Source organism: Curtobacterium sp. VKM Ac-2865 (assembly GCF_015350905.1).
Taxonomy (GTDB): Bacteria; Actinomycetota; Actinomycetes; order Actinomycetales; family Microbacteriaceae; genus Curtobacterium.
On sequence record NZ_JADKRZ010000003.1, the window covers coordinates 328,484 to 341,063 of the forward strand.

General features: G+C 71.6%; 13 protein-coding genes. 7 read left to right on the forward strand and 6 right to left on the reverse strand.

Annotated elements, in window-relative coordinates; translation table 11 throughout:
• Positions 1-16 precede the first annotated feature (16 nt).
• Entirely contained in the window at positions 17-1,093 is a 1,077-nt protein-coding gene (locus ITJ54_RS10325) for a glycoside hydrolase family 6 protein (RefSeq protein WP_194627971.1), read from the reverse strand.
• Between the two features lie 161 nt (positions 1,094-1,254).
• Between ITJ54_RS10325 and ITJ54_RS10330 the strand changes: the two genes are divergently transcribed.
• From ITJ54_RS10330 to ITJ54_RS10340, 3 genes are all read left to right on the forward strand, one after another.
• Positions 1,255-1,701, forward strand: a complete 447-nt coding sequence (locus ITJ54_RS10330; protein ID WP_194627972.1) for a VanZ family protein — start codon at positions 1,255-1,257, stop codon at positions 1,699-1,701.
• A gap of 125 nt (positions 1,702-1,826) precedes the next feature.
• Positions 1,827-2,096: a 30S ribosomal protein S15 gene (rpsO, locus tag ITJ54_RS10335; RefSeq protein WP_123653908.1), complete on the forward strand. Its 270-nt coding sequence runs from the start codon at positions 1,827-1,829 to the stop codon at positions 2,094-2,096.
• A 152-nt stretch (positions 2,097-2,248) separates the two neighbouring features.
• Positions 2,249-2,869 (forward strand): CE1759 family FMN reductase, encoded by a 621-nt coding sequence (locus ITJ54_RS10340; protein WP_194627973.1) that lies wholly within the window; start codon positions 2,249-2,251, stop codon positions 2,867-2,869.
• A gap of 21 nt (positions 2,870-2,890) precedes the next feature.
• Here ITJ54_RS10340 and ITJ54_RS10345 read toward each other — a convergent pair whose 3' ends face one another.
• Positions 2,891-4,081: a hypothetical protein gene (locus ITJ54_RS10345; RefSeq protein ID WP_194627974.1), complete on the reverse strand. Its 1,191-nt coding sequence runs from the start codon at positions 4,079-4,081 to the stop codon at positions 2,891-2,893.
• Between the two features lie 279 nt (positions 4,082-4,360).
• Here ITJ54_RS10345 and ITJ54_RS10350 point away from each other — a divergent pair, with 279 nt between their 5' ends.
• Complete coding sequence (locus ITJ54_RS10350; protein ID WP_194627976.1) at positions 4,361-6,634, forward strand: polyribonucleotide nucleotidyltransferase; 2,274 nt, start codon at positions 4,361-4,363, stop codon at positions 6,632-6,634.
• Positions 6,635-6,708: 74 nt separating this feature from the next.
• Here ITJ54_RS10350 and ITJ54_RS10355 read toward each other — a convergent pair whose 3' ends face one another.
• The 3 genes from ITJ54_RS10355 to ITJ54_RS10365 form a co-directional block, all read right to left on the reverse strand.
• Positions 6,709-7,236 carry a YbhB/YbcL family Raf kinase inhibitor-like protein gene (locus ITJ54_RS10355; RefSeq protein ID WP_194627978.1) on the reverse strand — a complete coding sequence of 176 codons (528 nt, stop codon included), beginning with the start codon at positions 7,234-7,236 and terminating at the stop codon, positions 6,709-6,711.
• A 118-nt stretch (positions 7,237-7,354) separates the two neighbouring features.
• Positions 7,355-8,320, reverse strand: coding sequence for a ferritin-like domain-containing protein (locus ITJ54_RS10360; RefSeq protein WP_194627980.1), 966 nt, complete (start codon positions 8,318-8,320; stop codon positions 7,355-7,357).
• Between the two features lie 148 nt (positions 8,321-8,468).
• Positions 8,469-9,119, reverse strand: a complete 651-nt coding sequence (locus ITJ54_RS10365; RefSeq protein WP_194627981.1) for a TetR/AcrR family transcriptional regulator — start codon at positions 9,117-9,119, stop codon at positions 8,469-8,471.
• A gap of 251 nt (positions 9,120-9,370) precedes the next feature.
• On the opposite strand from ITJ54_RS10365, the gene ITJ54_RS10370 reads away from it, so the two are divergent.
• Both ITJ54_RS10370 and ITJ54_RS10375 read left to right on the forward strand, forming a co-directional pair.
• Complete coding sequence (locus ITJ54_RS10370; protein ID WP_194627983.1) at positions 9,371-10,708, forward strand: M16 family metallopeptidase; 1,338 nt, start codon at positions 9,371-9,373, stop codon at positions 10,706-10,708.
• 5 nt (positions 10,709-10,713) lie between these two features.
• Complete coding sequence (locus ITJ54_RS10375) at positions 10,714-11,316, forward strand: histidine phosphatase family protein (RefSeq protein WP_194628142.1); 603 nt, start codon at positions 10,714-10,716, stop codon at positions 11,314-11,316.
• A gap of 3 nt (positions 11,317-11,319) precedes the next feature.
• Here the strand turns inward: ITJ54_RS10375 and ITJ54_RS10380 are convergent, their stop codons facing one another.
• Entirely contained in the window at positions 11,320-11,808 is a 489-nt protein-coding gene (locus ITJ54_RS10380; protein WP_194627985.1) for a GNAT family N-acetyltransferase, read from the reverse strand.
• Between the two features lie 22 nt (positions 11,809-11,830).
• Between ITJ54_RS10380 and ITJ54_RS10385 the strand changes: the two genes are divergently transcribed.
• Positions 11,831-12,577 carry a 4-hydroxy-tetrahydrodipicolinate reductase gene (locus ITJ54_RS10385; protein WP_194627987.1) on the forward strand — a complete coding sequence of 249 codons (747 nt, stop codon included), beginning with the start codon at positions 11,831-11,833 and terminating at the stop codon, positions 12,575-12,577.
• The last annotated feature ends 3 nt before the right edge of the window (positions 12,578-12,580 follow it).

Sequence of the window (12,580 nt, forward strand, 5' to 3'; positions counted from 1 at the left end):
GGCACCGACACTCGCGTCAGTCGTCGGGGTCCTTGCGGTTCTCGACCAGGTCGAGTGCGTACGACTCCCACCACTGCCCGGCCGCCGGTCCGCCGTTGCAGGTACCGTCGCTCAGCCCCGGTGTCTTCACCCAGAGCAGGGCGTCCAGCCGCGAGGAACCGGCCGCCACGTGCGGCGACTGCCCGAGTCCGGCACCCTCCGGGTTGCACCAGGTACCGAGCCACCCGCGGCCGTTGCGGGACACGTCGATGACGAAGTGCGGGTCGCCGCCGATCGCGTCGGCGAGCCGGTCGGCGTAGGCGCGCTCCTGGTCGACGCGGTAGAAGTTCGACACGTTCGTGAAGAAGCCCTGCGTCCGGTCCACCCCGGCCTGCCGCAGCCAGCCGGCCATCGTGGCGGTCGGCACGCGGTTCTCGTTCCCACCGTCGAGGTACACCGTCAGCCCGTGTCCGCTGAGTTCGTCGACGGCCTTGCGGAGCAGCGGCAGCCGGGAGTCCGACAGGCGCTTGCAGACGTTGATCTGCGCGATGGCGTCGGGCTCGACGAGCACGACCGCGTGCGCCCCCGCCGTCGCCCGCACGACGGAGCGGACCCATGGCAGGTACTCCGCCGCGGTGGTCCCGCCCTTCGAGTAGTGGCCGCAGTCCCGGTCGGGGATCGTGTACAGGACGAAGACCGGCGTCTTGTCCTGCCGGCGGGCGTTCGCCATGACCTGCCGGACGGTCTCGCGGGTCGTCGTGACGGACGGGTCCGTGAGCCAGGTCGCGATCGGTTCGTCGGCGATGACGGCGATCCGCTGCGCCGTGGTGGTGTCGCCGTCGGCCCGTGCCTGGGTCTCCCGTCGGCCGGCCTGGTTCGCACTGGCGGGTTGCCGGGCGAGTCCACCGGGGAAGGCCTGGGCGGCGGTCTGTCGGTCGACGATCCGACGCCCGTCCGGGCCGTTCGGCACGGTCGGCAGCCAGAGGGCCACCCCGACGACCACCGCGACCACGACCGCGGCGGCCCCGCCGATCCACGCCCACTGGCGCCCGGCGCTGGTCCGTCGACGGGGACCGGGCGCGCGGTCGTGTGCTGGCAGCTGCTGGTCCGGCATCGAGCGGTCCTCCCTGGTCACCACCGCGCGTCGCGACGATGCCCATGCTTCCACCCGTCGGTGTCCACGGCCACCCCGCACCGGCGATCGCCCAGCATCGGCGCTGCTGCTGCCCAGGAGCGCTCCAGGTCCCGCGCAGGACGGTGCCCCACACTGTCCGGATGCTCCGGAAACTCCTCCTCCTCGCCCTCACGGCGGCCTACGCCTGGGTGATCTGGCGGATGACGCTGACGCCGCACGTGTTCACGTCGGCCGAGAACTCCCTGGTGCTGCACGCCATCGCCTGGGCGCAGCACCTGCCGCACGGGTCGTGGTTGACGTACGACCGCACCGAGTTCCTGGCGAACATCGCGATGTTCGTCCCCGTCGGGATGATCGCGGCGATGTGGTTGCCGCGGCGCTGGTGGTTCCTGGCGGCCGTCGTGGCCGTCGGGCTGTCCGCGGGCATCGAGCTCGCCCAGGGGGCCCTGCTGCCGTACCGCGTGTCCGACCCGCGCGACGTGCTGTCGAACGGCCTCGGCGGACTCCTCGGCGCCACGCTGGTCGGCTTCGTCCGCAGCCTGCTGCCGGCACCCCGGCGCCGACGCCTGCGCGCCCGCACCGTCTGACCCTGCCGACGCCCTCGGCGGTCCAGTGCTCTGGTAGGCTCTCCAGGTTGCCGTCGAACGGCCGCGGACAAAGAGCGCTCACACATCAGGTGTGGGCACCGCGCAACGGACAGAAGGGGATCACCATGGCACTTGATGCACAGGTCAAGCAGGAGATCATCGAAGAGTACGCGACCCACCCGGGCGACACCGGATCCCCCGAGGTCCAGGTCGCCGTTCTGACGCGTCGTATCAACGACCTGAACGAGCACCTCAAGGAGCACAAGCACGACCACCACTCGCGTCGTGGTCTGCTGCTCATGGTCGGCCAGCGTCGCCGCCTCCTCGGCTACCTCTCGAACGTCGACATCGCCCGCTACCGTGCGCTCATCGAGCGTCTCGGTCTGCGCCGCTAGTCGTCGCCGCACCGCTTGACCGAACGCCCCGGCCCTCGTCGTGAGGACCGGGGCGTTCTTCGTTCCTCCGGACGAGTCCGCGGGAATGTGCGCGTGGGCACGTCGGTTCGGTAGAGTGTTCATGCAAACGCATTGAAAGATCGGGAGTTCCCATGACCACCATCACCGTCGTCTCCGCCGGGCTCTCCGAGCCGTCCTCGACCCGCCTGCTCGCCGACCGCCTGGTCGAGTCCGCCGTCGCCGCGGTCGAGGCCCAGGACGGAGGCACGCCCCGCGTCGTGCACGTCGAGCTGCGTCCGCTGGCGCACGAGGTCGTCGACGCGATGCTCACCGGCTTCCAGGCGCCCGCACTCGCTGCCGCCACGGCCGCGGTGGTCGAGGCCGATGCGCTCGTGTTCGTCTCGCCGGTCTTCACCGCCGGCATGAGCGGCCTGGCGAAGTCGTTCCTCGACGTCATGGACAAGGACGCCCTCACCGACATGCCGGTCCTCCTCGCGGCGACGGCAGGAACGTCCCGGCACTCGCTTGCGATCGAGCACGGCATGCGCCCCGTGTTCGCCTACCTCCGCGCGGCCGTCGTGCCCACCGGCGTCTTCGCCGCGACCGACGACTGGGGCACCGAGGGCGACCAGGCGGCCCTGGCCGGTCGCATCCGCCGGGCCGGTGCCGACCTCGCCTGGGCGATCGGGGCCTCCCGTCGGGTCCCGCAGGACGCGGCCGCCCTGCCGGAGGTCACCGACTTCGCGAGCCTGCTCGGCGGCCTGGGCCACTGACCCACCCGCGGTGCCGACGCGTCAGTACCAGTGCGGGTTGACGCTCATCTCGTGGTTCCACGCCCCGCACGGGGTGCCGTAGCTGCTCTTGATGTACGCCAGGCCCCAGTTCACCTGGGTGTCCTGGTTCGTGCGCCAGTCCGCGCCGGCGGCGGCGAGCTTGGACGCCGGCAGCGCCTGGGGGATGCCGTACGCACCGCTCGAGGCGTTGAGGGCGTTCGCGCGCCAGCCGGACTCCTGCGTCCACAGGGAGACGAGGCAGCCGAACTGGTCGTCACCCCAGCCGTAGCTCGGCAGGGCGCCGCGCGCGTAGGCCTGCGCGGCGGCCGGGTCGACCGTCACGCCACCGGTGTCCGGGTAGGCGTTGCCCGGGGCCGCGGCAGCCGGGGTGCCGGCGGACGCCTGCGCTGCCGCGGCCGCCTGTGCAGCAGCCTGGGCGGCCGCTGCCTGCGCTGCCGCCTGCGCGGCGACGGCGCGCCCGACCTCGTAGCGTCGTTCCGTCTCGGCGGTGGAGTCCTGCAGCGACGCGAGCTGCGCGTACAGCTGCTTGCTGTGCGACTGGGTCGACGCCACGGCCCGGTCGGCCCGGTCCTCGGCGGTCTTCGCCGCGGCCGCCTTCGTCTCGGCCGCCGCGGCGAGGGACGCCCGCTCGGACTCGGCCCGCCGCGCCTGGTCGCCGAGCGAGGACGCCGTCCCGGCTGCCACGGAGGCGTCGTCCATCACGCCGGACCACGTGGTCGTGAGCTGGTCGATCGCACCGAGCTGGTAGAGCAGCTGGCTCGGGTCCTTCGTCGTCGCGATCCTGGTGGTCATCTGGTCGCCCGAGCCGTCGCGGTAGAGGCTCGCCGCGAGCTGTCCGGCACGCGTCCGCGCGCGCTCGGCGGTCGCCCTGGCAGCATCGGCCTGGGCCTGGAGGCTCGTGGCGGTCTGGGTGGCCGACTGCAGGTCCGCCTCGGCCCGGCTCGCGACCGCGGAGGCGTCGAGGGCGACCTGCGACTTCGTGGCCGCCTCCGCCTGGGCTGACCGGAGTGCGGCCTTGACCCGCTGGACCTCGGCCCGCTTGGCGGTCTCGTTGCCCTTGGCCTGTTGCACGTCCTGCCAGCTCGGGTACTCGGTGGCGCCGGCCGGCACCGCGGTCACGAGAGAGCCGACGAGCGCACCGACGGCCACGACGGCCGCGACGAGTACGCGTCTTCCAGGACTACGACGCATGGGGGAAGGGTACCGAGGACACGCCCGTTCGCCGCCAGCCTCGCCGCCGATGCAGCGCCCGATGCTAAAGTCAGGGCGTCCGGGGACCGTTTCCCGAGACGCCACACAACATCGCACGCAGACCGGCACGAAGCTGGTCATCGGTGGTGGCATGCGGGCCGAGGGTTCCCGACTGCTTCTACTGCTGGCCAGGCATGCGTTCCGCGTCGTGGAGCGCACGTGCACCCACGTGTGCCCGAGGCCGGGTCTGCTGCACCACAGACGCAAGGAGGCATCCTCTTGGAGGGTCCCGAGATCAAGTTCGCTGAAGCGATCATCGACAACGGTCGCTACGGCACCAGGACGGTCCGGTTCGAGACCGGCCGTCTCGCGCAGCAGGCACAGGGTGCCGTCGCCGCGTACCTGGACGAAGAGACCATGCTGCTGTCGGCCACCAGCGCCGGCAAGCACCCGCGGGAGGGCTTCGACTTCTTCCCGCTGACGGTCGACGTCGAGGAGCGTTCGTACGCCGCCGGCAAGATCCCCGGCTCGTTCTTCCGCCGCGAAGGCCGTCCCTCGACGGAGGCCATCCTGGTCTGCCGTCTGATCGACCGGCCGCTGCGCCCGTCGTTCGTCGACGGTCTGCGCAACGAGGTCCAGATCGTCATCACCGTCCTGAGCATCGCTCCGGACGAGTTCTACGACGCGCTGGCCATCAACGCCGCGTCCGCGTCGACGCAGATCTCCGGTCTGCCGTTCTCCGGCCCGATCGCCGGTGTGCGCCTCGCGCTGATCGGTGACCAGTGGGTCGCGTTCCCGAAGGCGTCGCAGCTCGCCGAGGCCGTCTTCGACCTCACCGTCGCCGGCCGTGTCGTCAAGGACGACGCGGGCAACGAGGACGTCGCGATCATGATGGTCGAGGCCGAGGCCACCGAGCACAGCTGGGACCTCATCCAGGGCGGCGCCACGAAGCCCGACGAGGCCGTCGTCGCGCAGGGCCTCGAGGCCGCGAAGCCGTTCCTCAAGGTCCTCGTCGAGGCCCAGGCCAAGATGGCTGCGCAGTCGGCCAAGGAGATCCAGGACTACCCGGTCTTCCCGCCGTACGCGCCCGAGGTCTACGACGCGGTCGAGTCCATCGCCCTGTCCGAGCTCGGCGACGTCTACAAGATCGCCGCCAAGACCGAGCGCCAGGACGCGGACGACGCCCTCAAGGCCCGTGTCAAGGAGGCCATCGCAGCCAAGGTCACGGCCGGCGAGCTCCCCGAGAGCGCCAACGGCCAGGTCAGCGGCGCGTACAAGTCGGTCACCAAGAAGGTCGTCCGCGGTCGCATCCTGACCGAGCAGATCCGCATGGACGGCCGCGGCCTCGCCGACATCCGTCCGCTCGACGCCGAGGTCGCCGTGATCCCGCGCGTCCACGGTTCCGCGGTGTTCCAGCGCGGCGAGACGCAGATCCTCGGCGTCACCACGCTGAACATGCTCAAGATGGAGCAGCAGATCGACTCGCTGTCGCCCGTCAAGAAGAAGCGCTACCTGCACCACTACAACTTCCCGCCCTACTCGACCGGTGAGACCGGCCGCGTGGGTTCGCCGAAGCGGCGCGAGATCGGGCACGGCTTCCTCGCCGAGCGCGCCCTCGTGCCGGTGCTGCCGTCGCGTGACGAGTTCCCGTACGCCATCCGTCAGGTGTCCGAGGCGCTCAGCTCGAACGGCTCGACCTCGATGGGCTCCGTCTGCGCCTCGACCCTGTCGCTGCTCAACGCCGGTGTGCCCCTCAAGGCCCCCGTCGCCGGCATCGCCATGGGCCTGGTCTCCGACACCGTCGACGGGCAGACCCGCTACGCGGCGCTGACCGACATCCTCGGAGCCGAGGACGCCCTCGGTGACATGGACTTCAAGGTCGCCGGCACGTCCGAGTTCGTCACCGCCATCCAGCTCGACACCAAGCTCGACGGCATCCCGTCGTCGGTGCTCGACGCCGCGCTGAAGCAGGCCAAGGAGGCCCGCTCGGCCATCCTCGGTGTGCTGAACGAGGCGATCGACGGCCCCGACGAGATGGCCGACACCGCTCCTCGCGTCATCTCGGTGCAGATCCCCGTCGACAAGATCGGCGAGCTGATCGGCCCGAAGGGCAAGACGATCAACGGGATCCAGGACACCACCGGTGCCGACATCTCGATCGAGGACGACGGCACGGTCTACATCGGTGCCGTCGACGGTCCGTCCGCCGAGGCCGCGCGTGCGCAGGTCAACGCGATCGCGAACCCGACCAACCCGGAGATCGGGGACCAGTTCCTCGGCACCGTCGTGAAGATCGCCACGTTCGGCGCCTTCGTGTCGCTGCTCCCGGGCCGCGACGGTCTGCTCCACGTCTCCGAGGTGCGCAAGCTCGCCGGTGGCAAGCGCGTGGAGAACGTCGAGGACGTCCTGGGCGTCGGCCAGAAGATCCTGGTCGAGGTCACCAAGGTCGACGACCGCGGCAAGCTCTCGCTCGCCCCGGTCGTGGCGGACGAGGTCGACACCGACGGCCGTGACGACCACGCGTCGCACGCCGAGGCGCCGGCCGAGGGCTGAACACCCCTCGCCTGACTGCACGAACGGCCGCCACTCCAGCTGGAGTGGCGGCCGTTCCGCATGTGCGGGGTGGGTCAGGAGGCGGGGGTCTCCTGCGTTCCCATGAGCTGCGCGCGACCGACGAGGTGCTCGCGCAGCATGAAGCCGACGACCGCGGGGGTGGCGTCCGCGGGGACCTCGAGCACGGGGACGTCGAGGGCGCTCAGCGTGAAGAAGTACCGGTGCTCGCCGTGCCCGGCCGGGGGCGCGGCGCCGAGGAAGGTGTCGGTGCCGTACTCGTTGCGGCGGCGGAGGGCCTCGGCCGGCAGCAGGGCGTCGTCCGTGCCGGCACCGGCGGGGAGCTCGGTCGCGGACGCCGGGACGTCGGTGAGGCTCCAGTGCCAGAAGCCCGAGCCGGTGGGGGCGTCGGGGTCGTACACGGTGAGCACGTAGCTCTGCGTGCCCTCGGGAGCACCGGACCACGCGAGGGCGGGTGAGCGGTCCTCGCCGCCGACGTCGGAACCGCGCGCCGAGGTGGGCAGCGCACCGCCGTCGGTGAAGTCGGGGCTGGTCAGGGTGAAGGTGGGCACCTCGGGGAGGCGCCAGAGCGGGTCGTTGGCCATGCGCCCAGGCAACCACCCGTGCCCTGGTGGTGACCGGGAGACGAAACGGGAGGCACGGTGCCAGCTGGCACCGTGCCTCCCGTCCATCAGGTGGTCGCGCTCACCGCGACCGGTGCGCTCAGGCCGGGCCGGTCGCGCTCCCGGGGTTGCCGCTCGCCACGATCGCGCCGTTGACGCCCTCGGGGAAGAAGCCGCCCTTGTCGATCTGGTTCGGGTTGAGGAACACGATGTTGAGCACGCGCTCCGCGGTGCGGCCGTACGCCAGGGAGTTGGTGTCGGTCGGGACGAAGTTCACCGCGCCGGTCGACGTCGTGATGCCCTGGTCGTCGTCGGTCGGCCCGTCGAGGGAGTCGCGGGCGTCGGAGATCTTGTTCGCCGGCACCTGCAGCCCCTTGTCGAAGAGCTTCGAACGGATGATGCCGGCGTGGTAGGCCTCGACGGCCAGGATGCCCGCCGCGGCGCTGAGGTACGTCTTGTTGGTGATGAGGGGAGCCGCGCCCTTGTAGGCGGTGACCCCCACGTCCTCGAAGACGTAGGCCCCGAGCAGGAAGGCCTCCTCGCTGGCGAAGGGATCGAACGTCCCCGTCGGACCGACGAGACCGGCGGCGCGGGCCGCCGCGGTGAAGGCGTGCGTGAAGTCGATCGCCGGACGGGACACGACCGCGCCACCGAGTGCCGACCGGAGGAACGCGACGTGCGCCCGCTCGTCGTTGGCGATCTCGGTCGCGATGCCGCGGATGGCGGGGGTCTTGAACGGCACCTTGCGGCCGCCGACGACCGGCCCCTGGGGGTCGATGCCGGTGGTCATGCTGGCGGTCAGGCCGGTGCCGAACACGGCGCGGAGGTAGAACTCCGCCTCGAGGTACTCCAGGTTGAGGGCGAAGTTGAGGATGGCGGCGTCGGAGACGGCACCGTCCTCGGCGGGGGAGGCGGAGGCTCGGTCGGTGGTGAGCACCGAGGAGCCCAGCGCGGCGATGCCGGCTGAGGCGCCGGCGACGCCGGCGGCTGCAAAGAAGCGACGTCGATCGAGAGCGTTCTCCGCGCTCCGGTCGATGGCGTGACGGATGAATCGGTTGTCGAACATCGGTGTCCTGACGTGCTGGCAGCACGGACCCGGCCGACGCTGCAGGGAAACGGGTCGGCTGGGCACGATCGGCGGGTTGGTCGACCGTGGGGTGAAGCTACCCCCGGACGGGGGTGTCCACCAGAGGGGTGCGGAAAGCGGTCGGAGGTCAGACGGCGAGTACGCGCTCGGCGACCCGGCCGAGCGCGGCGGTGGCGGCGATGGCGTCACCGGCGTACGCGCCGGACATCGCGCCGTCGCGGGCCAGCATCAGCTCGTCCGCGCCGTCGCCCGGCAGCGGGTGGCCCGCGTCCTGCAGCAGGTCGGCGAGTCGCTCGGTGTACCAGTCGCGGTGCGAGGCCACGACGACCCGGACCTGGTCGCGCGAGTCGTGGTACTCGGCGGCGGCGTTGAGGAACGCGCAGCCGCGGAAGGACGGCGCGTTGACCTCGTCCGCGACGGCGGTGACCCAGGTGCGGACGGCGTCGGAGGCGCTGCCCGCGTCGGCGACCAGGGCGTCGAAGGCCTGCTGCACACGCTCGTGCTGCGTGTGCACGTAGGCCAGGATCAGGTTGTCCTTGGACCCGTAGTGCTTGTAGAACGTCGCCTTCGTGACGCTCGCCTCGGAGATGAGGCGGTCGACGCCGACGCTGTGGATGCCCTCTTCATAGAACAGCCGGTTCGCGGTCTCGAGGATGCGGACCTTCGCGCCGCCGGAGCGGGGAGCCGGGGGGACGCTCGACCCGTCCGGCGACGCGAGGCCACTGGTGCTCTTCCCGAGGAGTCGCTGGACGGTCGGTTGGGGGGAATCGACCGTCACAGCGTGGCTCCTCGGTGGTCATCGGCTCCGCGGCTGAGTGGGGGAACTCGGTGCCGCCGAGGACTGATGTCCCGAGCCACCGGATCGGCATCTAGCGGGGGGCTTCCGATCCGGCATGACCGACTGTAGCACAAAGGAGGACATACAGACGAGTCGGTCTGCCCTCACTTCTTGTACCCCGTTCCAGGGTGCTCCCGACCCGCGCGCCAAGCTGGCAGGACGGTGCCGCAACATCAGTAGGCTCGACTGCGATGAACCGCCCAGTCCCGCTGCCCCTCGAGGCCCCGGACACGTCCTTCCTGACGTCCGGGGGATCCTTCGTCCGCCGAACCGTGCTCCCGTCGGGCGTGCGCGTGCTGACTGAGGCGGTCCCGGCGTCCCACTCCGCGAGCATCGGGTACTGGGTCGGCGTCGGCTCCCGCGACGAACGTGCCGGGCAGTTCGGCTCGACGCACTTCCTCGAGCACCTGCTCTTCAAGGGCACGACCACCAGGAGCGCGCTCGACATCGCCGTCGCGTTCGACTCGGTCGGGGGCGAGCACAACGCCGCCACGGCCAAGGAGTACACCTGCTACTACGCCCGGGTCCGTGACGCCGACGTCCCGATGGCCGTTCGGGTCATCGGCGACATGGTGACGAACTCCGTGCTCGAGCCCGCGGCCTTCGACATCGAGCGCGGGGTCATCCTCGAGGAACTGGCGATGGCCGCCGACGACCCGGCCGACCTCGCCGGCGAGGCCTTCTTCGCGTCGGCCTTCGAGGGGCACGCGCTCGGTCGCCCGATCGGTGGCACCCCGGAGAGCATCCGTGCCGTCCAGCGCGACGAGGTGATGGCGCACTACGCCGAGCACTACGCCCCGAACGGGCTCGTCATCACCGCGGCGGGCGCCGTCGACCACGAGCGGTTCTGCGCCCTGGTCGACGAGGTCTTCTCCTCGGCAGGCCGTGCGCGACCCGTCGACCGTCGGACGGCGCAGCCCGTGGCCGACCCGGTCGCCGAGAAGCTCTCGGTCGTGCACCGACCGACCGAGCAGGTCAGCATGCTCCGCGGGTCGCAGGGCCTCGACCTCCGCGACGAGCGGCGCCCCGTGCTCAGCGTCCTCAACGCCGTCCTCGGCGGTGGGATGAGCTCGCGGCTGTTCCAGGAGGTCCGGGAGCGCCGTGGCCTCGCCTACGCGGTGTCGTCCTTCGCTCCCGCGTACCTCGACAACGGTGCCTTCGGGGTCTACGCCGGGTGCGCACCCGACAACGTCGCCGGGGTGATCGACATCATCGACGCCGAGTTCCGCCGCATGGTCGACGACGGCATCACCGAGGACGAGCTCCGTCGCGCGACGGGCCAGATCGAGGGCGCCCTGACCCTGTCGCTCGAGGACTCCGACGCCCGGATGACCCGCCTCGGACGCGCCGAGCTCGGCACCGGGGAGTTCACCGACCTCGACACCGCCCTGGAGCGCGTCGACCGCGTCACGACCGGCGACGTCCTCGACCTGGCCCGTGACCTCCTCACCCGTCCGACCGTCACCGCGGTCGTCGGCGACGTCGAGCAGTCCGCGCTCGAGTCCGCTCTGGGCACCGGCGGTCGATGACGGAGATGTCGCACTACCTCTACCTCGTCCGACATGGCGAGCACCAGGACGCCGAGCACGGGCTGCGCGACGGCAAGCTGTCCGAGCGCGGCAAACGGCAGTCGATGCTCATCGCCGACCGCCTCGGTGGCGTGCCCTTCGACGGCGTGTACCACTCGCCGCTCGAGGCCCCGAGCGAGACCGCGTCGTTCCTGGCCCAGCGCCTGCCCGCGATCCAGCCGGAGCCGTCGACGCTGCTGTTCGACTGCATCCCGTCCGGACCGACGCCGGACATGCCGACGGCGTACAAGAAGTTCTACGGCGGGATCACCGAAGAGGAGATCATCGCCGGACAGGCCCAGATGGGCGACGCCGTCGCCGAGTGGTTCACCCCGGCGATGCAGGACCGCCACGACCTCGTCATCACGCACAACGCGGTGATCGGCTGGTTCGTCCGCGAGGTCTTCCAGGCCCCCGAGTGGCGCTGGATGGGCACGAACGTCGCCCACACCGCGCTCACCGTGATCCGCATCCGCTCCGCGAAGCCCGCCGAGCTCGTCACGCTCAACGACACGGCGCACCTGCCGGTCGAGCTCCGCACCGGCCTGCCGGTGGAGCAGCCGCTCTAACGTTCAGACGCCCCGCCGGTACCAGGCGGTCGCGTTCGGGTTGTCGTTGAAGGGCGCGACCCGGTCGTAGCCGCGGCTCCGGTACATCGCCCCCGCGGCGACGAGCGAGTCGTTCGTGTCGAGCACGATCGCCGATGCGCCGAGCTCCGCGCCCGCGCGCTCGAGGGCGTCCATGACGGCCGTCGCGACCCCGCGGCCCCTGCCGGCCGGTGTCACGAACACGTGCTTGACCTCGAACCGCACGTCGGCGCCGTCGTCCGCGATCCGGCGGAGCCCGCCGCACCCGACGGGGGCGTCGCCGTCGTACGCCACGACGAACACGCCGCGCGGCGGGGTGAACTCCTCGGCCGGGGTGCGCTTCCGCGAGTAGGCGCCCTGCGCGCTCGGGAAGGTGGCCTCGCGCTCGTCGAGGTAGGCGTCGAGCAGGGCGTCGACCTCGGGCAGGTCCGCCGGGACGGTGCGCACGGTGACCGGGATGCGATCGAGGGACATGCGTCGATCCTAGGATGGGCGCATGGTCACTCCCGTCGCCGTCGTCGGCGCCACCGGTCGTCTGGGGGGCCTCGTGGCCGCCGTGGTGGACGACCTCCCCGAGTTCGAGCTCGTCGCCCGGCTGTCGTCGAAGGACGGCGCCCACGAGGCCGGGCCGGCGGTGTTCAACGGCGCCGCGGTCGTCGTGGACGTCACCGTCCCGGCGCTCAGCCCCGCGATCGTCGAGCACGCCCTGGCGAGCGGGGCGAACGTGCTCGTCGGCACCTCGGGCTGGTCCGCCGCGCGGCTGGCCTCGCTCCGGACGTCGCTGGCCGACCGACCGGAGCAGGGCGCCTTCGTGGTGCCGAACTTCTCGATCGGGTCGGTGCTCGGCACCCACCTCGCCACGATCGCCGCGCCGTGGTTCCCGTCGATCGAGATCGTCGAGACCCACCACGCCGGCAAGGTCGACTCGCCGTCGGGCACGGCCGTCCGCACCGCCGAGCTCATCGCCGAGGCCCGGCGGGAGGTCGGCCCCGTCGAGGCCCCGCACGTCGACCAGCGTGCCCGCGGGCAGCAGGTCGCCAGCGTGCCGATCCACTCGCTGCGGCTGCCGGGCGTCAAGGCGCTGCAGGACGTCGTGCTGAGCGGGCCGGGGGAGACCCTGACGATCCGCCACGACACCACCGACGACGTCGCCTACGCCCCGGGCATCCGTGCTGCGCTGGCCGCGGTCGGCGCGATGCGCGGACTCACCGTCGGCCTCGGCTCCGTGCTCGGCATCGGCTAGGAC